Here is a 24729-nt window from a genome sequence, read left to right as displayed (position 1 = left end):
CCTTCAGTGATCACCAGCCCTGTATGGCATGCGTCACATTCAAGAGGAAACTACCACAATAACTGCTTCACGTTTTGCTTCCCTGCCCTCAGTTTCGCGCCTGCAGCCAGATTGTTATGTGCAGACTGCGTCACGCTTCCGACCCTGGAGACACTGATACGCCCACGGCGGCCGCGATGGGGGCGCTAACAGAACAGGTTCGGCGGGAGGGCTGCGGCGCTAGGCCGTCCGCAGGAGGCGCGTGATCAGCTCGCGCCAGGAGTCGGTCAGGCGTGTGGGTGAAATGCCTCGAACGCGGACGTCGTCCACTATCCGCTCGGGATCCAGCGCGTAGGTGAGTGACATCGCCATGACCCAAGGGTCGGCGATACCACCCTCCCGAAGCAGGACCTCCATGTGGCGATGCGAGAGCTTGGTGGCCGGAACGTCGAACCTGTTGCGCGTGGCAGCACCCGCGGCCTTCAGGAGTTCACCATTTTCAAGGACGAAATAGATCCGGCCTTCTCCAAACGCCATCAGCCGCTCGAGGGGCGGTGCGCCCGGACCCAAGGGTGGTGGACCGAACATGAAGCCGTGCTGGAACTCAGACTCAGAATCGCTCAGGAGAGTCATCATGAGCCCCGCCCTGCTGCCAAAGCGGCGGAACACGGTCCCTTTGCCCACGTGGGCCTTGCAGGCGAGTGCATCCATGGTCAGCGCTTCGGCGCCGAACTCAGCCACCAAGTCCCGGGCAGCGTTGAGTAGGCGCTCACGATTCCTCGCTGCGTCACTGCGCTCGTGCGGGGCACCAAGGGGCACGTCCGGCCGGATTGGGATCGAGCTCACAGAAATATTCTAGACCCCGGGAATAGAAAGCGGACCGTGGTCCGTTTAGTATCGGTGAAGGCTCCACAGCCCAGTTACCGCAGGTCCGGTTCCGCGAGGGACTGGGCCAGACACAAGGAGACACCATGTCCAAGAGCACAGTTCTTACCCTCGTCGGCAGCCTGCGCGCCGATTCCCACAACAAGAAGCTCGCCGAAGCCATCCAGCTGAACGCACCCGAGAACGTCGACGTGCAGATCCACGGCTCACTGGGCACCATCCCCTTCTACAACGAAGACATCGACGTCGAAGGCCAGGTCCCCGCCGAAGCTGCCGCCCTCCGCGCTGCAGCAGCCGATGCCGACACGATCCTGTTGGTCACCCCCGAGCACAACGGCACCATGCCCGCATCGCTGAAGAACGCCATTGACTGGCTGTCCCGCCCGTTCGGCGCCGGCGCCCTCTCCGGCAAGCCGACCGCCGTCGTCGGAACCGCTTTTGGCCAGTTCGGTGGCGTGTGGGCGCAGGACGAAGCCCGCAAGGCTGTGGGCATCGCCGGCGCCAAGGTCCTGGAAGATGTCAAGCTGGCTGTCCCGGGTTCCATGATCCGCTTCGCTGAACTGCACCCGAAGGACGACGCCGAGGTTGTTGAGCAGATCAAGGGCATCTTCGAGCCCCTGACGGCCGTCCAGGAAGAAGAAGCGGCCGCCTAGTCTCTTCGCTTCTGATGCCCCTGTTCCGCAGCTTGCGGGACGGGGGCATTTGCCTTCCCACGCGTCGCCGGACCGCTGCCGGCTTCAGCGTGATCAACTCTTGTCCGAACCGTCACCGTAGCGGCATGTTGCGCTGCGCCCATGCGTCCTAACGTTGGAGGTACAGGTGGACGGACAGGAGCGCGGGCTGTCATGCATGCCGGACGGGGATTCACAAGTACGACGGCGATCGCCGCTGCCTGCCTCGTCTTCAGCCTGGGGGTGGCTGGCTGTACATCGATTCCGGCCAGTCCCGAAGGCGCAGGGCCCGCAAGTGCCCGTCCTTTGCCGACGGTTTCCGTGACTGCTTCGGCCAGCATGACGCCCATAGTTTCCACGCCTGGCACTCCGTCTGTTGCCGTACCCGCCGCACCTCCCTCGACCGCCTCAGTTTCCTCGGCCCCCTCACCAACGCCGACGCGGTCCCCTCCCAGCGCTCCGGCAGCCATCCCCGCGCCTCCTTCGGCCTCTCCAACTGAGCCAGGTTCCGCCGTCGAGCCTTCCCCCGAACCGGGCACCAGCGCGCCCGAACCTTCACCAACCGCCACCGTGGTCCCCGTGGATGCAGACACCTCGGGGCCGGCGGTCTACTACGTGGCAATCGACGACGGCGGCTCCCGCGGCGTGCGCTTCGGCTGCAACGACAGCCTGGTTCCGGTCCGCGGCGTGGCTGTGCCCGGCGATCCCCTGACCGTTGCTCTGGGAAGACTGCTGGAAGCCGGAATGCCCGTGGACAGTGATGCCGCACTCTACGACGCACTGGCAGGTTCCTCGTTGCGCTACTTGTCCGGCTACATGAGCGGGGCCACCGTAGTGGTGAACCTCAGCGGATCATTGAGGCCCGGAGGGGTGTGCGACATTCCGCGCATCCAAGCGCAACTGACGCACACCATCGTGTCGGCCAGCGGAGCGTCGCGGGCCGAGATCTACGTCAACGGCCGGACATTGACCGAGGCCTTGAGCGTGCGGTGAGCATAGGCTTGGGGGACATCTTGATGGGGGGAAACGCTGCATGACCAGTCCTGAACTTCACGTGTGGCCACGGTTTGATGGCGGGTACCGCCGCTCGGACGTGTGTGCCGTGGTGGGTCATGGTGATGAGGTCTGGGAGCGCGCCACGGAGCAGGTGCTCCGCTGGGGTGTGAAGACCGCGAGCGGGTTCTCCGTCAATTCACCGGAGCCCGTGTCTGCCGGCGATCGGGTGCTGGTCACAGCGCATTTTCTGGGCTTTCGGGTGCTGGAACCGGTGGAAGTTGTGGCCGTCGTGCAAGAGCCGGACAGGGTGGGATTCGCGTACCGCACCCTGCCGGGGCACCCTGTTTCAGGCGAAGAAGCGTTCATCGTGCACCGTAATGGGGAGCAGGTGAGCTTGACCATCCGTTCGCTGACAGCGCCGGCGCCGCAGCAGCCGTGGAGAGTGCTCTACCCGGCTCTCCTGGTGCTGCAGAAGGTGGTGCGGCGTAGGTACCTCCGGACGCTGCGCTGATTCCTTCACGCCGTCGCTATGGCCAACACCCTCCGCAGGGCCCACGCCACGCGCAACAAGGCAAGGACAGAAGCGAAGGCCAGCACGAACACCACGGCTTCGGGAATCCATAGTCCCGTGGCGGCGCCTCCTTCGAGGACAACCGTGACCAAGGCGGCAACCACCAGAAGGCCAAGACCCGGGATGGCGAACAGGAATACCTCACCGATCTGGCGGCGGTGGGCTGCTGACAGCTTCTCCAACGGTAGTTCCCGCTGGCCCGGCGCTGCCTTCTTGCCGAGCACGTTAATGAGCATGGAAACACTCGTGAGGGTCAACCCTGCCGTGGCACCGGCCAAGGTGGCCAGAGTCTGGAAGAGGGTTCGCCGGGCTCCGGCATCAACACCTTCCAGCATCAGCGGCTGACGCGCCAACAACCCGATCCCCAGCCAGATCACAACAGCGAGAACCGCCCAAAGGAAGTCGGCTGTGGGGTGCAGCAGGAACCAGCGCCACAGGGTCCGGCGACGCCCTGTGTGCTGGAGATCAACCTCGTACAAGCTCATGTCCCGCACCGCCCTGGGCTTCCTCATCACGCCTTGTGGCGGCCACTAGTGCTTCCCGCACGGCGGCCATTCCGCCCGCGACGATGTCCGGTACCAGGCTGGCGTCAGCCGAGCCTTTGACGTCCGGCAAGGTCCTCGCGAAAAATTCCTCGTTGTCCCTGGCCTGCTTGTTGAGGATGGCGATGGCCTCGGCCACCGACTTCTGCGGATCGTTGAATACGTCCGGGTCAACCTCGATATGCGAAATGAACCGCTCCTTGAGCAAATCCACCACCTCACGATCGCCGGTCAGCGAGTCCTTGCCCTCCGCCACGACGTAGTCAAAGTGCTCCACGGACCCTGCCCTGCGGAAGAGGTCGATGAGTTGTTGAATGCGGTCCCGGATCCGCTGCTTGTCCTCCGCCTTTCCGGACCGGCCAACGCTGAGGGAAATGCGAAACGTTCCCTCGTTCATGAGGCGGGAGGCACTGTCCAGGACGTCGGCCCATTCGCCTTCCATCAGCTTCCCCGACAGGCGCTCTGCTGGAAGGGCGAACTCGAAACGGCTCACTTCAAGCCGGGTGAGGATTTCCTCGATGTCCTCCCTCACCACCGGAACAAGGCTTGGTTCCAGTCCCAGCATTCCGCCAAGGTACTCCGCCATCCGTGAGGCCCGGGGACCGTTGCCGCTGGTGAGTACCGCGATGACGTTCCTCTTCAGGAACGCGAAATACGTGGTCTCCAGCAGGTGGTCGCCCGGAGCCAGTGGCAGGGGTTTCCGTCGACCAAGGGCGTCACCGACACTGGGCAGGTTGGTGTCCCGGACCCGGTCAAGCAGAATCACGGGATGCGGCGAAGATGCCACTGCCTGGGCGAGCAACACCGTTCCGTCCACGCTGGTGAAATGCCGGTCCGTCGCCGCATCCTGGGCTTTCTTCAGGACCTCTGCCACCCGTCGCGCTGGAAATGGACGGCTGAGCTCGTCACCGTTCAGCTGTTCCATGCGCCAGAACTGCACACTACGCCGTGCCATGGAGCCTCCCCTCGTCTTCCACATGACCAAAGCTACCGGCGGGGTCCGACAATAAAGGCGGGTGCCGCCGTCGTACCTTCCGCCGCTTCAGAGGCTGTATTTGGGCCCCTCTGCGAAGAGGGCGTCCATCTCGTCGTGACTCCGCGTGCCGGCGAGGCCGGCCCAGTTGCCGTCCCCGAGGATCTCCTTGGCTACCCGCGCAACCTTGGCGTAGGCCGCTTTGGCGGTGCTGCCTCCGATGCTGACGCGACGCACGCCGGCGTCGTGCAGTTCAAGCGGCGACGGGGCACCCACACCCGCCAACGCGTTGAGTGGCGCCGGAATCCGGTTGGACAACTCGTGGAGGACATGCAGATCCACGACTCCGGGCACGAAAACTCCGTCAGCGCCGGCAGTGAGGTAAGACTCGGCACGCCGCAGCGTCTCGTCATATGCAGCGTCCGGGAAGCGGCCGGAGAGGTAAGTGTCCGTGCGTGCATTGATGAACAGCGGGATCCCGCGATCATCGGCCGCGGCGCGGATGAGGGCAATCCTGCGCGACTGTTCGCCGATCCCGGTGAGCGGTTCGGCGCCGGAGTCTTCAATATTGATCCCAACAGCGCCCGCGTCCAGGACGGCATGGACGGTGGCCCGGAGCTCGTCGTCGGTCCGCCCGTACCCGGTCTCGATATCCGCGGTCACGGGCAGAGTGGTGGCGCCGACCACCCGCCCCAAGGCTGCCATCGCCAACCCCCACGGCACGTGATCCCCATCCCGGAACCCCAGGCTCCAGGAGACGGCCGAACTTGAGGTAGCAATCGCCGTTGCCCCTGCATCCTGGACCACGCGGGCGGAAGCCGCGTCCCATACATTCACGAGCACCAGGGGCGTAGGCCCGGCGTCGTGGAGTTTGTGGAACTGTTCGGCCTTGGTCACGGATCCCCGGTGCGCTGTCATAGCTACATTCCAGCCCTTCCGGATCGCGGCGTAAAGCGTGACCTGCGAAACTGGGACAGATTCGAAAACAACTGTTGCCTCATTAGCAACATCGAGGAGTATCCTGTGACTGTGACCCACGAAACATTGGATGCCGGCGCAACGTTGCCCGCTGAAGCCATCGACGCCATTGAGCGGGCCGCCACGGCCGCCCACCCGCACGAGGAACTTTTCTCCGAGCGGGCCGCCAATATCAAGCAATCCGCTGTCCGCGACGTCTTCGACATCTCGATGCGGCCAGGCCTTGTATCGCTCGCAGGCGGCAACCCGTATCTGCAGTCGCTGCCGCTGGACAAACTCGGCCAGACCGCCGCCCGCATCATCGCTGAAGAGGGAATGACTGCCCTGCAGTACGGCGGCGGCCAGGGCACCGAAGAGCTCCGCAGGCAGATCTGCGACATCATGGCCGCCGAGGGAATCACCGATGCCCTTCCCGAGAATGTGGTGATCACTGCCGGGTCCCAGTCGGCCCAGGACGTGGCCACCAAGGTCTTCTGCAACCCTGGGGACGTTGTCCTGGTGGAGAACCCCACCTACGTAGGCGCCCTGAATACGTTCGAGGCGTACCAGGTACAGGTGGAACCGATCGAAATGGACGACGACGGCCTGGTGCCGGAGCTTCTGGAGGCCCGGATCGCGGCGCTCCAGTCAGAGGGCAGGAACATCAAGTTCCTCTACACCATCCCCAACTTCAACAATCCCTCCGGAATCACGCTGGCGGAGGACCGCAGGCAGCGGATCGTAGATATATGCCGCGACGCGAATATTATTGTCCTGGAGGATAACCCGTACGGACTCCTGCGCTTCGACGGCCGCCCGATCGCCCCCATGCGCGCGGCCAACCCGGACGATGTGATCTATCTTGGCTCCTTCTCCAAGATCTTCGCACCCGGGCTCCGGATCGGCTGGGCACTTGTTCCGGCCCACTTGCAGCGGCGTTTCTACCTCGCATCCGAGGCCGTGACGCTCTGCCCGCCGCCGCTGAACCAAATGCTCGTCTCGGCATATCTCCGCGAGTACGACTGGCAAGGCCAGATCGACACCTACCGTGAGCTCTATGCAGAACGCTGCAAGGCACTGCTCTCCGCTCTGGACGCGTACATGCCGGACGGCCTGACCTGGACGCGGCCGGATGGCGGGTTCTTCGTGTGGGTCACCCTGCCCGAAGGAGTAGACACCTACCCGCTGCTCGCGAAAGCCATCGACGCCGGTGTGGTCTTCATCCCCGGCGCGGCATTCTCCCCCGCTGACGGACCCTCAAACAAGCTCCGCCTCGCGTTTAGTGCCGTTCCCCCGGATACGATTGCCGAAGGCGTCCGCCGCTTGGCACCAGTTTTGGCAGAAGCCATCACAGCCACCAATGAAGGAGCAGCACAATGACCGGAGTTGTGATTGTCGGAGTAGACGGCAGCGAGACGGCGATGAGGGCAGCCCAGGCTGCCCAGCAACTGGCGATTGGCCTCGGAGCCAACCTGCGCGTGGTCAGTGCTTTCGACAGCAACCGCACTGAGGTGGTCGAGATCGGCACCGATAAGTGGATCGTTTCCGACGCCGCCGAAGCTGAAGCAGTGGCCCGCACCGTGGCTGAACGGCTGACGGATGACCGCTTGGAAGTCACCTACTCAGCTGCCCGCGGCAAGCCGGGCGAAGCCTTGGTTAAGGAAGCAGAAATGCAGGACGCGCGCCTGATCGTCGTAGGCAACCGTCGCATGCAAGGCCTGGGCCGGGTGCTGGGCAGTGTGGCCAACACCGTTGCCCACACCGCCCCTTGCGATGTCTACATTGCCAAGACCGACCAGCCGTAAAGAGAGTTGAATCACTCCGCCGGGTGGGGAGACTCACCCGGCGTTTGGCGTATTTTGGGACCGCCTTCAATCCCAACCGTTATAAAATCGAGATGCCCCCAATGGCGTGCGCCACCATCCACTTCTCGATTTCAGGGGAAATTTCTTGCTTACCTTGCAGCCGCGCCAACGCGTGGGCCACGACATCCTCCTTGCCCGCCACGGCAACAACATCAGCACCATGCGGTACGACCGCAGCAACGATCGCATCATCGCGATGCTGGATGACGGCTCCTGGGACAGCGCCCCCAACATGATCTCCCCCAGCCTCGAGATGCCCGAGACCTTCGGCAGCGTCTTCCGCAAGGACTGGCGTTTCCTCTCCGTGGCCTGCGTTGCCATGGTCACTGTGGCCGCCATTGCCATGGGCATCAGCGTTGAAATGGCCAACAACATGTCGACGACGGAACTTCAGGCGCTGCTGGTCAGTTACCCGGCGTTCTAGCGGCTGCCCGCCACCTCGGGAGACTGCGCGGCCCCATCGACGCGCGTGCCGTCGTCGAAGTTCAGTCCGACGTGACCTCCCGCTTTCCGGCGGCGCACGAAGAAGATCGCCAAGCCCACGGTAAGCCACGCGGCTCCCAGCAGGTACGTGAACCAAGCGAGCGACGTCCAGAGCCATCCGATGGACGCAAACCCGAGCAGGGGCAGGACCAGATTCCGCAGGGTCCCCTTCGCTCCCCTCTTCCGCAGCTCGAAGAACAGCACCTTGATGGTTGCCAGGTTCACCACTGCGAAGGCGATCAAAGCCCCGAAGTTGATCATGTACACGGCTTGCTCCAATGTAATGAACAGGGCAACCAGGGATATTGCCGATACCAGCAAGGCGGCAACGTACGGCGTCCGGAAGCGGGGCTGGAGTTTCGCGAGTCCGCCGGGCAGGATTCGGTCCCGTCCCATTGCATAGATGACGCGGCTGACACTCATCTGGGCTGCGGTACCGCAGAGAACCAAGCCAGCGAGGTTGACCACCACGAACACCACCATCAGCACGTCTCCGCCAGCACGCTGCATGAGCTCCGTGCCCGCAGCGTCGAGGTTTTCGATTGATCTCCAGTCCGGTGCAATGACGCTTCCCGCCACGGAAAAGAGTGTGTAGCCCAAACCGGCGAAGAGCGTGGACAGGATGATGCCGCGCGGCACGTCCCTTTTGGGGTTTCTCGTTTCCTCGGACAAGGTGGAGACGCCGTCGAATCCCAGGAACGCGAAGGCGACAATGGCCGCCGCGGCCATGACCGGCGCTATGCCCCCGTCGCCCAAGGTCAGCGGACGGATGACGCTCTGGACCGAAAGGTCCGGGGCGTTGAGTACTGCCAGAACAACGAAAACAAGGATGACCAGCACCGATGCGGCCACCACCACGAAGTTCATCTTCTTGATCCAGGCAACGCCGATCACGCTGAAAAGCCCCACCACCAGAAGACACACCAAGACTGCCAGCTGAGGCGGTATGCCGGGCAGCAAACTGTTGAGGTAGAGGCCAAACAGCAGGAAGTTCACCATGGGCAGGAATACGTAATCCAGCATCATGGCCCACCCCACAAGGAAGCCCACCGGCTTGCCGAAGGCGCGGGAAGCGTACGCATACGCGCCGCCGGTCACCGGAACGTGGCGTGCCATCTGGCCGTAACTGTGGGCCGTGAACAGCATTGCGATCAGGGCCGCCATGTAGGCGGCCGGCAGATGCCCGTCGCTGATCTCGGTCCCGGCGCCGTACACCGCCACCACGGACAGAATGCCCATGGAGGTCAGGCCGAAGGCGACCAGTGACGGCAAGCCAAGGACACGCTTGAGGGTAGGCCCTGATGCAGGAGCCTCCGGCGCGCTGGTTGGGGTGGTGTGCATGGCGTTCTCCTCGATGCGATCCGCATCACATAAATGAATGTTGTTCATTAGATTAGGCGAGAGCGGCGCTCAAGTACAGGTTTTGGTATGCCAAATCTAGAATCTAATGAGATTGATGCTGACATAGGCGCCTATGGGCGCCGTGTAGCATTCCTTGGAACTCAACGTTTATGGATTTTGGTATACCGTAATGGTTCACGAGAGGACCCTCAATGACTGCACCCGAAATGCCGGCGAAGGCTCATGGCCACGTGCCCGGAGGGCATCCTCCCTTGCTGACGCCAGGGTTCGTGGACGCACACATCCATCCGGACAAGACCACCTGGGGCGGCCGGTGGTTGTCCCGCCCACATGCTCATACGCTGGCGGAGCTCATCGGGAACGACCTGAAGGCGCAGCTTTCGTTTCCCGATAATGTTGAGGAGCGCGCCTACTCACTCATGAGGCAAGCCGTTGTCAACGGGACCATGTCCATGCGGGCGCACGTGGACGTAGGCACGCAAATCGGCCTCAAGAATATCCACGGAGTCAGGGCAGCTGCTGAGCGGCTGGCCCCTTACCTCGACGTCCAGATCGTGGCTTTCCCGCAATTCGGGTTGCTGAGCAATCCCGGCACGCGGGACCTCATGGAGGCCGCACTGTCGGAAGGGGCCGACCTGGTGGGCGGCATCGACCCTGCGACGCTGGACGGAGACCTCCACGGCCATCTGGACGCCGTCTTCGGAATCGCGAACAAGCATGGCAGGGACCTGGACATCCACGTCCACGATGGGGGCACGGAAGGACTGGCCCAGCTGCGTGCGGTCGCGCAGCGTACCTTGGCGGAGGGCATGCAGGGGCGTGTCACGATCGGGCACGCCTTCGCACTCTGCGACACCGCCCACCCGGAGCTTGGGGCCACCCTGGACGCAATGGCGGAGGCCGGGATGTGGATGGCGACATGTGCCCTCGGTGCAGATCCCGTCCCCACGCTGGATCTCATGGAGAGCCATGGGGTCAAGGTTGCCCTCGGATCAGACGGTGTCCGCGATGCTTGGTCACCCTACGGCACGGGCAGCATGATGGACCGTGCACACCTTCTGGGTTACCGCACCGGCGCCTTGACCGATGCAGAACTCGAACGCTGTTTCCGGATCGCTACCACCGCCGGGGCAGAACTCGTCGGATCGGCAGCGGTGATCGGCTTCTCCGACGCCGGGTCCGATGATCGACTGGAATTCGCAGCCAATTCAATCCCAGAGTTGGTGGTGGACAGGCCTGCCCCGCTGCGGGTTGTCCGGAACGGGCGAACGGTGACCCTTTAGGCGGTGACCGGTGAGGCGGTGCCCCTTAAGGCTCAGTGCCTAGAGCATCCACTCCCGCAGGAGCCACCACAGTCCTGCGATCACCACTCCGCCGAACAGCGAGCCCACGATGACTTGGCCCAGGGTGTGGGCACGCAGGACCAAACGAGACCAGCCCACTGCAGGTACCAGGAGCAGCACCGGCAGCCAGGCTGGTCCAAACATCGAAACGACAATGACAGCGGCCGCAGCGAGGGCAGACGCGTGCCCGCTCATCTTCCAGAAGGCACTCACCACCGCCAAGACGGCGATGCCTCCGATGAGAGCGATGATCATCACCGATACGCTCGCCGGTCCATCCAGCAGCTGCAACACCATCAGCCCGACCACCACTGACACCAGGGCCATCAACAGCAACGCTGGCCTTTGGCGCCGGTCGCTGACATGGTGGTCCGTGATCCTGCCCAATTTGACCATCACCAATACGTACGCCAGTGGCAGGACACAGACGAACAGGGCCGCAAGCAGTCCGAACCACATTGTCCCCGGGAAACCCGGTTCGATTGCAGGGCTGATCAATAACAGCACCAACACGACAATTGGCGGTTGGAACACTTCCGTCAGCACACGGGCAACCGTGCGCCAGGGCCCCGTCACCAGCTGAGGAGGCAGGTGGCCGGTTTCCGGCGCTGCCTCCAATCCGGAAGAGGTTGGGGCAGCAGCTTTCCGGTCAGTCAAGCAACAGCGCCGGTTCTTCGAGAATCGCCGCAACGTCTGCCATGAATCGCGCCGACAGATCGCCGTCCACCACGCGGTGGTCGAATGAGCCGCCAAGCGTGGTGATCCACCGCGGAATAACTTCGCCATCCAGAACCCAGGGCTTCTGCTTGATGGTTCCAAACGCGATGATGGCAACTTCGCCCGGGTTGATGATGGGTGTTCCGGTGTCAATGCCCAGGGCGCCGATGTTGGTGATGGTCAGGCTTCCGCCCTGCATCTCAGCAGGCTGCGTCTTCCCCGCGCGGGCTTTGGTGGCCAACTCGTTGAGCGCCAGGGCCAATTCCTTGAGCGAAAGGTCTTGGGCGTCCTTGATATTCGGGACCATGAGTCCTCGCGGGGTTGCAGCGGCGATACCCAGATTCATGTAGTGCTTGACCTGGATCTCGGCGTTTCCGTTCCCGTCGGCATCATCCACCCAGGTGGCGTTGACGCTGGGGTTGCGGGCTGCAGCCCAGATCACGGCCTTGGCCAGGATGAGCAGGGGCGAGACCTTGATGCCTTCGAAGTCGCGGGAAACCTTGAGGCGCTTGACGAACTCCATGGTGCGGCTGGCGTCCACATCCACGAAAATGCTGACGTGGGGAGCCGAGAAGGCTGAATCCACCATGGCCTTGGCCGTGGCCTTGCGGACGCCCTTGACCGGCATGCGCTCCACGCGCTGGTCCTGCGGCTTCTTGGACGCACCCCAGAAAGAATCCGCCTGATCGTGCTCGGCGTCGCGCTGCGCCTGGTAGCTCACCAGGTCTTCGCGGGTCACCTCGCCGCGCTGCCCCGTTGCCACCACATCGGCGAGGTCGATTCCGAGGTCGCGGGCAAACTTGCGCACGGGAGGCTTGGCGAGAACCTTGTTGACCAGGCCGCTGATGGTGCCAGTAATCGCTGCGCCGCGGGATGCTGCCGTCTGCCCGACAGAAGATTGCGGGGTCTGCTGTTGTGGGGCAGGAACCTGGGTGGACGGGGCCTGGAGGACCGGCGCCGGGGCGACGGGCTCGACGGCGGCGCGTGCCGGCGTCGTACGATGCGAGGCCGGGGATTCGGCTGCTTTGGCGGCCAGTACGGCTTGGTTGTCCTGGACCGTGCCTTCGGCGTTCTCGGCGACGGCAGCTGCCTCAACCGAGCCCGCCGGACGCTTGCGCGCACGGCGTTTGACGGCGTCGGCCTTGGGTCCTGAACCTACCAGCGGACCGCCGGCCGGACGGTTATCGTCGTCGTCGGCCGGGAGCTTGCCGTAGAGGGGCATCTCGACGGCCGGTGACTCAGGGGCAACCGGCGTCCCTTCACCCTCCTGGCCTTCGGAAACAGCGATGATCGCCGTGCCGACCTCAACCGTGATGCCTTCCTCGACGAGCAGCTCCGTGACAGTGCCCGCAAAGGGCGAGGGCAGCTCTACGAGCGACTTGGCCGTCTCGATCTCGCACAAGACATCGTTAATGGCAACGACGTCGCCCGGCTTGACCTTCCAAGCCACTACCTCGGCCTCGGTCAGGCCTTCGCCAACGTCCGGCAGGTTGAATTTCTTTACAGTCACAGTGGTCCTCGATTTCCGGTTACCAGGCCGCGAAGCCCGGCAGGATCTGGGCGGTTTAGTAGGCCAGGGAACGGTCGAGCGCTTCGAGGATCTTGTCGATGTCCGGCAAGTAATCCTCTTCCACCTTGGCAACGGGATAAGGCATATGGAACCCGCCCACACGGATCACGGGAGCTTCCAGGTGAAGGAACGCCCGCTCGCTGATACGCGCTGCGATCTCGCCTCCAATACCTCCAAAGGTGGGGGCCTCATGGGCAACGATCAAGCGCCCGGTCTTCTTGACCGAGGCTTCCACGGTGTCGAAGTCCAGTGGTGAGATGGAGCGGAGGTCGATGACCTCGATGCTTCGCCCGTCCTCCGTCGCCGCGTTGGCGGCCGCAAGCGCAACCGGCACCAACGGTCCGTAGGCCACAATCGTGGCGTCGGTACCTTCACGGACAACATGCGCCTTGAACGGATCCTCCGAAAGGCCGGCGTTCTCGACATCCACCTCGCCCTTGAGCCAGTAGCGGCGCTTGGGTTCGAAGAAGATCACCGGATCCTGGCACTCAATGGCCTTTTGGATCATCCAGTAGGCATCGTGGGCATTTGAAGGCGAGATGATGCGCAGGCCGGCGGTGTGGGCGAACAGCGCTTCGGGGGACTCCGAGTGGTGCTCGATCGAGCCGATGCCTCCGCCATACGGAATGCGAATGACCACAGGAACGGTGAGCTTGCCGAGGCTGCGGGAGTGGATCTTGGCCAGCTGCGTGGTGATCTGGTTGAAGGCTGGATAGACAAAACCATCGAACTGGATTTCGCACACCGGCGAGTACCCGCGCAGGGCCAGCCCGATTGCCGTGCCAACAATGCCCGACTCTGCCAACGGAGTGTCCACGACGCGTTCGTCGCCGAACTCCTTGATGAGGCCGTCGGTGACACGGTAAACGCCGCCCAGGTGTCCGATGTCCTCACCCATGAGCAGGGACTTGGGATTGCTCGTCAGTGATGCGCGGAGACCCTCATTGATGGCCTTCGCAATGGTCATGGTTGCCATCAGTTAGCTGTCTCCTCGTCGCTTTCGAAGCCTGCCGAATATTCCTCGAACCAGGCCAGTTCCTCCGCTATCAGCGGGTGTTGTTCCGCGTAGACGCTGGCGAAGGCATCCCGGATGTCCGGAACTTCAAGGCCATGCGTGGTGCTGCGGACGTACTTGGCCAGCTCATCGCCGTCGGCCTTCACTTGGTCGAAGAAGGCCTCGTCTGCAAGCCCCTCGGCGCGCAGGTATTTCTCCAAGCGGTCCAGCGGATCCTTTTCGCGCCAGGCAGCTTCCTCGGCAGACTCCCTGTACTTGGTGGGGTCGTCGGCGGTGGTGTGCGCGCCCACCCGGTAGGTGTAGGCCTCGATCAGCACCGGCCCGCGACCCTCGCGCGCATGCTCCAAGGCCCACTCGGTGACGGCGTGGACGGCGATGACATCATTGCCGTCCACCCGGATTCCGGGGAACCCGTACCCTTTTGCACGATTGGCCAGTGGAACCTTCGTCTGCACTTCGGTGGGCACCGAGATGGCCCAGTGGTTGTTCTGGCAGAAGAACACCACCGGTGCGTCGTAGGACGCAGCGAAAACCATGGATTCGTGGACATCGCCTTCGGAGCTGGCGCCATCGCCGAAGTAGGCAATGACGGCGGCCTTGGGGTCGTTCGAGTCCGTGGCGGCCGCGAGCTTCTGGTCCCGCTGGATACCCATGGCATAACCCACTGCGTGGAGTGTCTGCGCCGCGAGGACCAAAGTGTAAAGGTGGAAGTTGTTCTCGCGGGGGTCCCAGCCACCGTTGGACACACCGCGGAACTGCTTGAGCAGCTCGGCGAGGTCCACGTTGCGGACCAGCGCGACACCGTGTTCGCGGTAGGTGGGGAAGATGTAGTCCTGGGGTTGGCTTGCATGGCCGGACCCGATCTGAGCAGCCTCCTGGCCGGTCAGCGGGACCCACAGTGCCAGCTCACCCTGGCGTTGCAGGGCAGTGGCTTCTTGGTCGAACCGACGGATCCTGGCCATGTCCGTGTAGAAAACACGCAGCTTCTCAGGGTCGATCCGCTTGGCGTAGTCCGAGAAGACGGGGTCGGTACCCAGCTTTCCGTCGGGGCCTAGCAACTGAACCATTTCCACCGGTTCGCCTGGCGCGGCTGCTGCCGCGGAGGTTGCCGCGAGAGTTTCTTCCGTCCCGGGGGGCAGTTGTGTCGAGCCCATTCCGTCTCCTTGCTTGCCGCGGCGGGAGCGCCGGGCAATGTCTGTCGCTGGGATATATGCCCGTTCCGGAATGCATTCCGGAACGGGCATACTTTTGGCTTTCGTCCCTTACTTTATCGGCAGTAAGTAATGTTGGCGCATTTGTTAACCGCTAGGAACCCAGCGGTGCATTTGTATAACCTGCACAGAGTTTCAAGAATCGGCTGTTGGCCTCGACCTCTCCGATACTCACCCTGACACCTTCGTTTGCGAATGCCCGCACGGACAAGGCCTGCTCAGCTGCCAGCGCCGCAAACTCGCCACTGTGCTCGCCGAGATTCAGCCAAACAAAGTTGCCCTGGGCTTCGGGAACAAACCAACCAAGTTCCCGCAGGCCAGCAGTAACCCGATCCCGCTCATTCACCAGGCTTTGTACCCTTTCCACAACCTGATCGAAATTCTCGATAGAGGTAACGGCGGCGCGTTCCGCTATTTGGGAAACGGCAAAGGGAGTGGCCGTGACCCTCAGGTGCTGGGTGAGCAAGGGCCCGGAGACACTGTACCCAACCCGCAAACCGGCCAAGCCATGGGCCTTGGAGAAGGTCCGCAGAACCACGACATTGGGATAGTTGCGGTAAAGCTTGATCCCATCCACCGCGTCCGCATCCCGCACGAATTCCTGGTACGCCTCATCAATGACCACCACCACGTTGGGCGGTACCGATTGGATGAAGCGCTCCGTTTCCTCTGCCGTCAGGATTGGACCGGTGGGGTTGTTTGGGGTGCACAGGAGGATGACCTTGGTGCGCACCGTGACGGCCGACGCCATGGTCTCAAGATCGTGGCGTCCGTCAGCCAGCAAAGGGATTTGGACACTGGCTGCACCGGCGAGACCGACGCAGATGGGGTATGCCTCGAAAGAACGCCAGGCGTAGATAACCTCGTCCTGCTTGCCGTCGTCGTTCTGCCCGGCGAACGTTGCGAGGATCTGGTTCAGGGCTCCGAGGCTGCCCGCACCGGTGACGACATCGTCAGCGGGGACATCCAGGAAACCGGCCAGCGAGTTCCGCAGCTTGGTAGCGAGGGGATCGGGGTAGCGGTTGATATCGGACTGGTCAGCGATTGCCTGCAACACTGCAGGAATCGGAGGCAGCGGGTTCTCGTTGGACGACAATTTGTAGCTGGTGAGGCCCTCGATCGCAACAGGGGGTTTACCTGCCGCGTACTTGGGGAGCCTGTCCACGACCGGACGAGGGAGTACGCCCTCCGGTGCGTTGTCAGTAGTAGTCATGGCTTCAAGCCTACTTGCCTGCTGAGGGCTAATGCTGAGCCGATTAACAGGTCCGTGTGAAACCATGGGGCCATGGGTTCATTCATCATTCGCGTCCTGATTAACGGGCTTGCCCTCTGGGTGGCAACTTGGCTGCTGCAAGGCATGGATATCACCACCACGGCAACCGAGAAGGCCGCCACCAACGCGGGACTCACCCAAGGCGCAGACACTGCCGGCATAGTTCTCGCGTACCTCTTCATCGGGCTGATCTTCGGTGTAGTGAACGCCTTCGTCCGCCCCTTGGTCAGGCTGCTGTCGCTCCCGGTGACCATCCTGACGCTTGGCCTTTTCACGATCGTCATCAACGCCGCGATGCTGTACCTGACCGCATGGCTGAGTACATTCACACCGGTCCACCTCACCCTGGACTCCTTCTTCTGGACGGCCATCCTGGCCTCGATCATCATCAGCATTATTTCGATGGTGGCTGGACTCATCCCTGGCGCCCGCAAGCGCTAGCAGCAGGCATTCGTCCTCCGCAGCTTGAAGCACTACCGAGTCCCAGCGCCCTTCTTCGTGTCCCGGACCGTTGGAAGTGAATCAGGCTGCACCGCGGACAGCCGGACTGGCGTGGGCGCCCTTTCCAGCTTGAACCGCGTCACCTTGGCCATCCCGCCCGCACCCACAACGCCCGCGAACACGGAAGTCGAAGCGGCCAGCGACTCGTCCTGGCTCGCCTCTACCAGCTCTGCTCCTGCCGCGTAGTTCCCCTGGTCATGTCCCGGCCCCAGGCCAGGGTCTTCCCCCTCGGGTGTCCTGACCTCGTCGGTCAGGGTCACAGTCACCCTGTCCTTTGTGTCGGGATTTATCCGGCCATCGGCTCCCGGGACCCAGTCCTGAACGTGTTCCAAGTGGAGTGAACTGATGCCGGGCTCCGCTGTGATGCCACCGACAGGAGCTCCAGCGGTCAGCACGTACTTAAGGTCGAACTCCTTGAGGAAAGCCTTGTTCCGACTGAGATTCATGGCGTGAACGCCGCCCTGGCTATGCCCCACTGCCACCACTGGATCCCCGGCCGCAGCACCCGCCTCATGGAGCGCTTGGCCAACGGCAGGCACGACCTCTTCCGAGTCGTAGCCCAGCGCCTCGCCGATTCCTTGGATGTCAAGGGGATTTGTCGTGGGTGACGAGGGTTGGGTTCCCGGAATGAGGACCATCCATGAGGACGATCCGTTGTTATCGAAGTGAATGACCTCAATTTCGCCGTCGTTCCGGGCATGCAGCCTCTCGAGACGCCGCAGGCTTTCTCCCATGGAGGGTTCCACGTACTCAACCGATTCGTTGGTCTTCCCGATACTCACCGGTCTTGGCCGCATTTCCGGACGTAGTGGCGATTCCAGAATGCCTCGAATGACGCCGCGTGAACCCGCCCAGAAGGGAAGGACCATGGTGGCGAGATTGTGCGCGACTTCGCGGCTCGGGGGCAAAATCGACGTGGTCAACCTCATCTCGTCCAGAGTCAGGACCCGCGGAAGAACGTTTTTGGCCTCCGTCTCCACATAGTCCCGGTGGCTGGCCCGCACGCTTGCGCTGACGTCCACCAACTCCTGGCGCACGCGCCCCACTTCCTTCCGGCTCTCTGCCACCGCATTGATGGCGTTGCAGCCAGTCTCGTAGGAGTCGTAGAGGAACGGTTCCAACTCATCCTGAACCCGACGTGCTTCTGCCTCGACATCCAGGAGTTGCTGGACCGCGTCATCAAGGACGCTGGCGCCCCTCAGCAGTTCCTCAAGCTGGAACGACATCCCTGCGACCCCACCCCGGATCGCCAGGATCCCGTCCGGAGCCGGGGGCAGCGGCAGGGGCGCTTCGCCGGCGCCAACAGGAGCTGCGTCGGACATCAGGGACCCCTCTTGCCCGTGACGGACACGCTTTGGGAGTGACGGAGCACCACGGCAACTGCGGAATCCAACGACTCCCGGGCACGCATCAGCGCCGAAGCGTGCAAGGCGATAGTGGTCCGGTAGGCACGTCCCGCGGGCGAGAGCCAGTGGTCCATCTGCGCCCGCCGCAGGGTTGCAAGGACGGTGTCCGCTTGGTCCACGCACGTTTTGATGCGCCAAGCGAGCCGCTGAACTTCATGGCTTCGGGAAGCACACTCCAGGGGGTCGAAAGTGGGCGGGTTGGCTGCAGGCATCAAGCCGACGCTCATGTCCGGGTACTCCATCGATTGTTCTGCTGATCGGTAGGCTCGACGCTACGGAGCGGCAGAGCGCAGCGGAAGCGCGGCCGTCGCGTATGTGGATAACCAGCGGGTCGTCCACATAGCGGCCGTCACCGACTCGGGCACCATGGCGGAACATGAAAGAATAGGCACCATGGCTGAATCCCCTCGCGTGTCCCTCGCTTCCGAACCTCTCGCCCTTGGCGCCCTCGACGGCCGCTACCGTGCCGCCGTCGCACCCCTCGTGGACTACTTGTCCGAGGCTGCCCTCAACCGCGATCGCGTTCACGTTGAAGTCGAGTGGCTCATCCACCTGACCAGCCAGTCCGTCCTGCCCGGCGCCGGCCCGCTGTCCGATGAGCAAATCGCACAGCTGCGAGCCATCGTCACCGATTTCAATGCCGCATCGGTCAACGAACTCGCCGAGATCGAAGCCGTCACGGTCCACGACGTCAAGGCTGTTGAGTACTACATCGGCCGTCGCCTGCCGGCCATTGGCATCGAGAACCTGACGGCCATGGTGCACTTCGGCTGCACGTCAGAGGACATCAACAACCTCTCCTACGCCGTAGGCATCAAGGGTGCTGTCGAGGACGTGTGGCTTCCCAACGCCGCTGCCCTCGTCCAGCAGATCGAAGCCATGGCGGAAGAAAACCGCTCTGTACCGATGCTCTCCCGCACGCACGGCCAGCCCGCCACCCCCACCACGCTCGGCAAGGAACTGGCTGTCATCGCGCACCGCCTTAACCGCCAGCTGGCACGTATCGCCAAGACCGAATTCCTGGGCAAGATCAACGGCGCCACGGGCACCTACGCAGCGCACGTAGCGTCCGTGCCGAGCGCTGACTGGGAAGCCGTCGCCAAGACGTTCGTGGAAGGCCTGGGCCTCACGTGGAACCCGCTCACCACGCAGATCGAAAGCCACGACTGGCAGGCCGAGCTCTACGCCGACATCGCGCGCTTCAACCGCATCCTGCACAACGTCTGCACGGACATCTGGAGTTACATCTCCATCGGATACTTCCGCCAGATTCCGGTTGCCGGCGCCACGGGTTCTTCCACCATGCCGCACAAGGTCAACCCCATCCGCTTTGAAAACGCGGAGGCCAACCTTGAGATCTCCAACGGCCTCCTGGATACCCTGGGCGCCACGCTGGTCACCTCCCGCTGGCAGCGCGACCTGACGGATTCCTCCTCGCAGCGCAACATCGGCGTCGCCTTCGGCCACTCGCTGTTGGCCATTTCCAATGTCGCCAAGGGCCTGAAAGCCCTTGATGTCGCCGAGGAAGTCCTCGCCGGCGACCTCGACACCAACTGGGAAGTATTGGGCGAAGCCATCCAGATGGTCATGCGCGCCGAGGCAATCGCCGGTGTCGAAGGCATGGAAAACCCGTACGAACGCCTCAAGGACCTCACGCGCGGCCAGCGCGTAGACGGCGCCCGCATGCAGGAATTCGTGCAGGGCCTCGGCCTCTCCGCTGACGCCGAAGCTCGCCTGCTCGCTTTGACCCCGGGTAAGTACACGGGCATCGCTGACAAGCTCGTGGATCACCTGCAGTAATTCAGAACGTTCGACGACGGCGGGCCGGGGCTGGATGCCTCGGCCCGCCGTCGGCGTTTCGGCTGGTGAGCGGAGGCGGGTTCTTTCCGCGCTGCTCTGCCAAGCATCCTGTCTGGAGCTTCGGGACACGGCGTGTCGGGCTGTGCACGGCATGCGGCGACTGATTGGCTGGAAGCAACTGGGCAGGAGCGCAGCGCCTCCGTGCCCGAACAGCTACGACGTAAAGGAGCGGAGCAACCATGAAGCTCCTGTTGATCAGGCACGGACAGACACCCGGCAACGTAGCGGGCCAGTTGGACACGGCGTTCCCCGGACCGGGGCTGACCGAACTCGGCGAGCGTCAGGCGGCAGCCCTGCCCGAAGCCCTGGCCGACGAAGGCATCCAGACCCTCTATACGTCGACGCTGCTGCGCACCCAGCGAACGGTCGCTCCTTTGGCCAAAGCCACGGGCTTGGAACCGACAATCCTGGACGGCGTCCATGAGATCGAAGCCGGCGCGCTGGAGAAAAAGACTGACCACGAGTCCCACCTGCGGTACATGAGCACCGTGTTCTCATGGACGGACGGAGACCTCGACGTCCGGATGCCAGGCGCCTTCAACGGGCACGACTTCTTCGCCCGCTTCGATGCTTCCGTGGAGCTCGTTGCGGCCGCGGGACACGAGACGGCCGCGATCGTCAGCCACGGAGCGGCGATCCGCTGCTGGGCGGGTCGGAGGGCGACGGACATCGACACCGTTTTTGCCGAAACCCACCAGCTCCCGAACACCGGAATCGTGGCTCTCGAAGGCGACCCACGAAATGGCTGGAAGGTGCTGCACTGGGACCAGATCCCTGTGGGCGGCATGGCCCTGGCAGACCAAACCGCAGATGACCCCACGGGTGAAGCGCTTTAGCCCCACAACGCAGAGGCAGCCAGCATTTCTCCCGACGCTTACGCGCAGGAAACACCACGGTAACCACCGCTCCGTAGGCTTGAGACGCATAGACACCTCCGACGAAACCCGGCGAATTGAGGCACAAATGCAGACCAACCCACGGCTCAACATTCGGCAGGTCACGTGGGCCAACCCCGTGGGCGCCGATCTCCGGGCAGCACAGCAGGCCGAACTCGACGCGCGGTTCGGCAGCACGGATCATGAGCCCGGACCTCCTCCATCGGAAGCAGACACGGCCGTCTTCGTTGTTGCCTACGAGAAATGCTCCGGACAGCCACTGGGATGTGGCGGGCTGCGGATGCTCGATGAGAAGACAGCCGAAATCAAGCGGCTGTATGTGGTCCCCTACGCCCGGGGGTCAGGAGTAGCGAGCTCCATCCTGGCGGCGCTCGAAGCCCAAGCCCACTCCCATGGATTCAGCGTGATCGCAGCTGAGGCCGGGTCAGCCCAGTCGGATGGCCGAAGCTTCTACGAAAGTGCCGGCTTCGCCTCCGTGCCGAACTTCGGCCCGTATGTGGGCGTCGACGAATCGTACTGCTACTCCAAGCGCCTGGACTCCCACAGTGCTTCGCACACGGCGATGGCTTAGCACCGCGATGGCCTGGCGGGCTGCGGAACCCATGCGCAACATCAAGCGGAGGCCGCGTCAGTTCGATAATCTCGGATTATGGAAAAAGCAGACATCACCTTCCGCACCCGTAAATGGGTGCGGCCCGAGGACCTCAATGCCAACGGCACGCTTTTCGGTGGGAGCCTGCTGAAGTGGATCGATGAAGAGGCCGCGATCTACGCCATCCTTCAACTGGGCAACGGCCGCGCAGTCACCAAGTACATCTCCGAAATCAACTTTGTGAGCTCAGCAGTCCAGGGCGACCTGATCGAGATGGGGCTGACTGCGAAACGCTTCGGACGCACGTCGCTGACCATGCGCGCGGAAGTCCGCAACATGATCACGCGGCAGGCGATCCTGACCATCGAGGAGATCGTGTTCGTGAACCTTGGCGCGGATGGCCGTCCGCAGCCGCACGGCTATACGGAAATCACGTATGACCGCGACCGCATCCCCACGCACCACCTGACAGAGACGCTCGACGAAGACTGAACCACCCGCCGTCGGGCGCTGGCCGCTACTGCAGGTACCGGAACACGGTCCATGTGCGGGAGTTCAGGCAGCAGTCGTCGGTATGCCGTGCGCTGAACGTCGCTTTACGGCCAGGCCCGGCGGTGCGGAACATTGCCTTGCCCCCGCAGGCCATGCAGATCAGCTGCTGCCTCCGCGGCTCCTGCCGGTATTCGTCGAGGTTATCGAAGTCCTCGGCGTCCCAGTCTCTCCTGTCGGCGAGGCACAATGCCCTTCTCATCAGCTGTGACTTTCACTCGTAAAACAGCGGTTAAACGGGTGCTGGCGGCCGCGGGAGAGCGGCCGCCAGCTTGTATTTCCGGTGACGGGAGTGATGCCACCGGAACCTTAGGGCTGCTGAATCGGGACAGTCAGCGGCGGTCGAACGTCAGGCCACCAGGAACTTGGAACGTCGGCATGAGTTCAAGCATGCCCACGTTCACGTGGCGCGGCGTTTCGATGGCGTAGTCCAGGGCGTTCACGATGTCGTCGGTCGTGAGCGACTCATAGCCCTCGTAGTAGGTCTGCCAGGCTTCTTCCATGGCCTCGGGCGTGCCGCCCAGGTTGCGGCCGAAGATCTCTGTCTCCACCCGGCCCGGGCAGATCTCGGTCACGCGGATGCGCTTGCCCACGGTGTCGTTCCGGAGTTGGCGGGAGATCTGGTGCACGGCCGCTTTGGTGGCGTGGTAAACCGTGTGGCCGTAGAAGTTGTAGACACCGGCGATGGAGCTGATGTTGATGACGTGGCCGAGGTCGCGCTCCACCATGCCCGGCAGGACCAGACGGGTGAGCTGCAGCAGGCCACGAAGGTTCACGTCCACCAGCTCGTCGATGTCCTCTTCGGACGAGTCCAGGATGTTGCCCGGCCGGGAAACTCCGGCACAGTTCACCAGGACGTCCACCTTGAGGTCGCTCACGACGGCGGCCAGCGCGGCTGTGTCGGTCAGGTCCACGACGTGCGGGATGGCTCCGGTGCGGTCGGCCAGTTCGGCGAGGCGTTCCTCGTTGCGGGCCATGGCATGTACGGTCAGGCCGCGCTTGGCAAGCCGTTCGGCAATGGCTGCACCCATACCGGTGGAAGCTCCGGTGACGAGGGCGGTGGTGTAGTCAGAAAAGGACATTGGGTTCTCCAAAAGGTGGGGAATCGGTGGGGCTCAGTGCGCCGAGCCCGGAAGCCCGGCGCACTTCACTGTGTGGGTAGGGCTAGGCGTCGCGCAGCGGTTCGTGGGCGCGGTCCTTGACCGTGCTGACCGCGATGAGCGTGCCGAGCGCGGTAATGACTGCGTAGAAGGCCGGCATGTAGATGTTGCCGGTGCTGCCGATCAGCCAGGTCATCAGCAGCGGTGCCGTGCCGCCAAAGAGGGCCGAAGAGATGTTGTAGCCGAGGCCGTAAGCGGAGTAGCGGACACGGGTGGGGAACAGTTCGACGATCAGGATGTGGATGACGGCGGTGTGGCCGGCGAAGACGATGGCCATGATGCAGGCGCCCAGGATGGCCAGGCCCATCTCGCCGGTGGCAATCAGGGCGTAGGACGGGATTCCAAGGACTGCCATGGCGATGGCCGAGCCGGCGATGACCTTCTTGCGACCGACGCGGTCGGACAGGGCTCCCATGAACGGGATGGCGATGCAGATGACAACCAGGCTGCAGGCGGTGACCAGGAGGGCTTCACCGATGGTGAAGTTCAGTTGCTTGCCCTTGAGGAACGTGGGCATGTAGGAGAACAGGACGTAGTAGCCGGAGCCGTTCATCAGCGGGATGAAGAGGGCCAGGAGCATTGCGCGGCGGTGCTCCTTGGACTGGAAGGCTTCCTTGAGCGGGTTCTTGGAGAGACCGCCCTCTTCCTTCAGCCTCTCGAAGTTGGGGGTGTCGCTGATGGCCTTGCGGATGTACCAGCCGATGATGCCCATGGGGATGGCGACCAGGAACGGGATGCGCCATGCGAACGAACCGAACCCTCCGCCGTCGATGGCTGCCTGGGTGAGCCAGGGAGACATGGAGAAGGCCACCAAAGTGCCGGTAAGCAGAGCTGCGAAGGAGGCGATCTGTGCGTAGGAGGTGATGATGCCGCGCTTGCCCTCCGGGGCGTGCTCAGCGAGGAAGGTCATGGCGCCGGCAGCCTCGCCACCAACGGAGAAGCCTTGCAGGAGGCGCAGGAGGACCAAGAGGATGGGCGCCGCGACGCCGATGGCCGCATAGGGAGGCAGCAGGCCGATACCGGCAGTGGCCACACTGATCAGGAGGATGACAAAGACGAGAAGCTTTTGCCTGCCGATCCGGTCTCCAAGGTACCCACACACCACAGCGCCAAGCGGGCGGACGAAGAACGACACCGCGTAACCGGCGAACACGAAGAGCAGTGCGTTGTCCGGGTTGCCCGGCGCGAGGAAGACGAGGGCCAGTGTTCCCGCCATGAAGGCGAAAATGCCGTTGTCGTACAGTTCCACGAAGATGCCAACACAACCTGCGGTGACAACCTTGCGGGTTTGGCGGCTGGTGAGCCGCTCATGCTGCACTGGCGCAGCGTTGGTGCTTGCGGTCATGACTTTT

28 protein-coding genes are annotated in these 24729 nt (G+C 63.2%); 12 read left to right on the top strand and 16 right to left on the bottom strand.

Annotated features, from left to right (window positions below; all coding sequences use genetic code 11):
- Positions 1–219: 219 nt before the first annotated feature.
- On the bottom strand, positions 220–825 hold the full coding sequence (locus tag ACSSVG_RS11930; RefSeq protein ID WP_231341928.1) for a TetR/AcrR family transcriptional regulator: 606 nt from the start codon (positions 823–825) through the stop codon (positions 220–222).
- A 125-nt stretch (positions 826–950) separates the two neighbouring features.
- On the opposite strand from ACSSVG_RS11930, the gene ACSSVG_RS11925 reads away from it, so the two are divergent.
- Positions 951–1517: an NAD(P)H-dependent oxidoreductase gene (locus ACSSVG_RS11925; protein ID WP_492415009.1), complete on the top strand. Its 567-nt coding sequence runs from the start codon at positions 951–953 to the stop codon at positions 1515–1517.
- Here the strand turns inward: ACSSVG_RS11925 and ACSSVG_RS11920 are convergent.
- Positions 1514–2005, bottom strand: coding sequence for a hypothetical protein (locus ACSSVG_RS11920; RefSeq protein ID WP_492415008.1), 492 nt, complete (start codon positions 2003–2005; stop codon positions 1514–1516). The genes ACSSVG_RS11925 and ACSSVG_RS11920 overlap by 4 nt on opposite strands.
- Before the next feature lie 109 nt (positions 2006–2114).
- Between ACSSVG_RS11920 and ACSSVG_RS11915 the strand changes: the two genes are divergently transcribed.
- Together ACSSVG_RS11915 and ACSSVG_RS11910 are read left to right on the top strand one after the other, a co-directional pair.
- On the top strand, positions 2115–2528 hold the full coding sequence (locus ACSSVG_RS11915; protein ID WP_253464937.1) for a GerMN domain-containing protein: 414 nt from the start codon (positions 2115–2117) through the stop codon (positions 2526–2528).
- A 40-nt stretch (positions 2529–2568) separates the two neighbouring features.
- Complete coding sequence (locus ACSSVG_RS11910; RefSeq protein WP_231341925.1) at positions 2569–3042, top strand: DUF1990 domain-containing protein; 474 nt, start codon at positions 2569–2571, stop codon at positions 3040–3042.
- 5 nt (positions 3043–3047) lie between these two features.
- On the opposite strand, the gene ACSSVG_RS11905 is transcribed toward ACSSVG_RS11910, so the two are convergent.
- The 3 genes from ACSSVG_RS11905 to ACSSVG_RS11895 form a co-directional block, all read right to left on the bottom strand.
- Complete coding sequence (locus ACSSVG_RS11905; RefSeq protein WP_231341924.1) at positions 3048–3587, bottom strand: hypothetical protein; 540 nt, start codon at positions 3585–3587, stop codon at positions 3048–3050.
- Positions 3568–4599 (bottom strand): hypothetical protein, encoded by a 1032-nt coding sequence (locus ACSSVG_RS11900; protein ID WP_231341923.1) that lies wholly within the window; start codon positions 4597–4599, stop codon positions 3568–3570. Before ACSSVG_RS11900 ends, ACSSVG_RS11905 begins: the two co-directional genes overlap by 20 nt.
- An 87-nt stretch (positions 4600–4686) precedes the next feature.
- On the bottom strand, positions 4687–5535 hold the full coding sequence (locus ACSSVG_RS11895; protein WP_492415007.1) for an isocitrate lyase/PEP mutase family protein: 849 nt from the start codon (positions 5533–5535) through the stop codon (positions 4687–4689).
- A 111-nt stretch (positions 5536–5646) separates the two neighbouring features.
- On the opposite strand from ACSSVG_RS11895, the gene ACSSVG_RS11890 reads away from it, so the two are divergent.
- The 3 genes from ACSSVG_RS11890 (at position 5647) to ACSSVG_RS11880 (ending at position 7863) form a co-directional block, all read left to right on the top strand.
- The gene (locus ACSSVG_RS11890) at positions 5647–6954 is read left to right on the top strand and encodes an aminotransferase-like domain-containing protein (RefSeq protein ID WP_492419193.1); all 1308 of its coding nucleotides are present in this window, start codon (positions 5647–5649) and stop codon (positions 6952–6954) included.
- Positions 6951–7379 carry a universal stress protein gene (locus tag ACSSVG_RS11885; protein WP_231341920.1) on the top strand — a complete coding sequence of 143 codons (429 nt, stop codon included), beginning with the start codon at positions 6951–6953 and terminating at the stop codon, positions 7377–7379. The genes ACSSVG_RS11890 and ACSSVG_RS11885 overlap by 4 nt, the downstream gene beginning before the upstream one ends.
- Before the next feature lie 172 nt (positions 7380–7551).
- Complete coding sequence (locus ACSSVG_RS11880) at positions 7552–7863, top strand: hypothetical protein (RefSeq protein WP_231341934.1); 312 nt, start codon at positions 7552–7554, stop codon at positions 7861–7863.
- Here the strand turns inward: ACSSVG_RS11880 and ACSSVG_RS11875 are convergent.
- Entirely contained in the window at positions 7860–9263 is a 1404-nt protein-coding gene (locus tag ACSSVG_RS11875) for an APC family permease (RefSeq protein WP_492419099.1), read from the bottom strand. The two genes, ACSSVG_RS11880 and ACSSVG_RS11875, sit on opposite strands and share 4 nt — an antisense overlap.
- A gap of 212 nt (positions 9264–9475) precedes the next feature.
- On the opposite strand from ACSSVG_RS11875, the gene ACSSVG_RS11870 reads away from it, so the two are divergent.
- Complete coding sequence (locus ACSSVG_RS11870) at positions 9476–10567, top strand: amidohydrolase (RefSeq protein ID WP_492419097.1); 1092 nt, start codon at positions 9476–9478, stop codon at positions 10565–10567.
- 39 nt (positions 10568–10606) lie between these two features.
- Here the strand turns inward: ACSSVG_RS11870 and ACSSVG_RS11865 are convergent, their stop codons facing one another.
- From ACSSVG_RS11865 to ACSSVG_RS11845, 5 genes are all read right to left on the bottom strand, one after another.
- Positions 10607–11203, bottom strand: a complete 597-nt coding sequence (locus ACSSVG_RS11865; RefSeq protein WP_492419191.1) for a phosphatase PAP2 family protein — start codon at positions 11201–11203, stop codon at positions 10607–10609.
- Between the two features lie 73 nt (positions 11204–11276).
- A complete protein-coding gene (locus ACSSVG_RS11860) occupies positions 11277–12854 on the bottom strand; it encodes a dihydrolipoamide acetyltransferase family protein (RefSeq protein WP_492419095.1) in 1578 nt (525 codons plus the stop codon).
- Positions 12855–12909: 55 nt separating this feature from the next.
- Positions 12910–13890 carry an alpha-ketoacid dehydrogenase subunit beta gene (locus tag ACSSVG_RS11855; RefSeq protein WP_159706430.1) on the bottom strand — a complete coding sequence of 327 codons (981 nt, stop codon included), beginning with the start codon at positions 13888–13890 and terminating at the stop codon, positions 12910–12912.
- A complete protein-coding gene (gene pdhA / locus ACSSVG_RS11850; RefSeq protein ID WP_231341916.1) occupies positions 13890–15083 on the bottom strand; it encodes a pyruvate dehydrogenase (acetyl-transferring) E1 component subunit alpha in 1194 nt (397 codons plus the stop codon). Before pdhA ends, ACSSVG_RS11855 begins: the two co-directional genes overlap by 1 nt.
- A gap of 151 nt (positions 15084–15234) precedes the next feature.
- Complete coding sequence (locus ACSSVG_RS11845; RefSeq protein ID WP_231341915.1) at positions 15235–16353, bottom strand: histidinol-phosphate transaminase; 1119 nt, start codon at positions 16351–16353, stop codon at positions 15235–15237.
- A gap of 72 nt (positions 16354–16425) precedes the next feature.
- Between ACSSVG_RS11845 and ACSSVG_RS11840 the strand changes: the two genes are divergently transcribed.
- Entirely contained in the window at positions 16426–16854 is a 429-nt protein-coding gene (locus ACSSVG_RS11840) for a phage holin family protein (protein WP_090824234.1), read from the top strand.
- Between the two features lie 32 nt (positions 16855–16886).
- Here ACSSVG_RS11840 and ACSSVG_RS11835 read toward each other — a convergent pair whose 3' ends face one another.
- Positions 16887–18236 (bottom strand): hypothetical protein, encoded by a 1350-nt coding sequence (locus ACSSVG_RS11835; protein WP_492419092.1) that lies wholly within the window; start codon positions 18234–18236, stop codon positions 16887–16889.
- Positions 18236–18547 carry a hypothetical protein gene (locus ACSSVG_RS11830; protein ID WP_492419090.1) on the bottom strand — a complete coding sequence of 104 codons (312 nt, stop codon included), beginning with the start codon at positions 18545–18547 and terminating at the stop codon, positions 18236–18238. Before ACSSVG_RS11830 ends, ACSSVG_RS11835 begins: the two co-directional genes overlap by 1 nt.
- Positions 18548–18713: 166 nt before the next feature.
- Between ACSSVG_RS11830 and purB the strand changes: the two genes are divergently transcribed.
- From purB to ACSSVG_RS11810, 4 genes are all read left to right on the top strand, one after another.
- A complete protein-coding gene (purB, locus tag ACSSVG_RS11825) occupies positions 18714–20120 on the top strand; it encodes an adenylosuccinate lyase (RefSeq protein WP_231341912.1) in 1407 nt (468 codons plus the stop codon).
- A gap of 239 nt (positions 20121–20359) precedes the next feature.
- On the top strand, positions 20360–21016 hold the full coding sequence (locus ACSSVG_RS11820; RefSeq protein ID WP_492419088.1) for a histidine phosphatase family protein: 657 nt from the start codon (positions 20360–20362) through the stop codon (positions 21014–21016).
- Positions 21017–21143: 127 nt separating this feature from the next.
- Positions 21144–21647: a GNAT family N-acetyltransferase gene (locus tag ACSSVG_RS11815; RefSeq protein ID WP_231343476.1), complete on the top strand. Its 504-nt coding sequence runs from the start codon at positions 21144–21146 to the stop codon at positions 21645–21647.
- A gap of 78 nt (positions 21648–21725) precedes the next feature.
- Positions 21726–22160, top strand: a complete 435-nt coding sequence (locus ACSSVG_RS11810; protein ID WP_159706417.1) for an acyl-CoA thioesterase — start codon at positions 21726–21728, stop codon at positions 22158–22160.
- 25 nt (positions 22161–22185) lie between these two features.
- Here ACSSVG_RS11810 and ACSSVG_RS11805 read toward each other — a convergent pair whose 3' ends face one another.
- The 3 genes from ACSSVG_RS11805 to ACSSVG_RS11795 all read right to left on the bottom strand — a co-directional run bounded on the left by ACSSVG_RS11805 (position 22186) and on the right by ACSSVG_RS11795 (position 24722).
- Positions 22186–22419: a hypothetical protein gene (locus ACSSVG_RS11805; protein ID WP_231343473.1), complete on the bottom strand. Its 234-nt coding sequence runs from the start codon at positions 22417–22419 to the stop codon at positions 22186–22188.
- A 130-nt stretch (positions 22420–22549) separates the two neighbouring features.
- Complete coding sequence (locus tag ACSSVG_RS11800) at positions 22550–23299, bottom strand: SDR family oxidoreductase (protein ID WP_492419086.1); 750 nt, start codon at positions 23297–23299, stop codon at positions 22550–22552.
- An 82-nt stretch (positions 23300–23381) separates the two neighbouring features.
- On the bottom strand, positions 23382–24722 hold the full coding sequence (locus ACSSVG_RS11795) for an MFS transporter (protein WP_492419084.1): 1341 nt from the start codon (positions 24720–24722) through the stop codon (positions 23382–23384).
- Positions 24723–24729: the final 7 nt, after the last annotated feature.

This window comes from Paenarthrobacter sp. E2MeOHC11, assembly GCF_058744955.1.
This window is presented reverse-complemented; position numbering and strand designations above follow the sequence as displayed.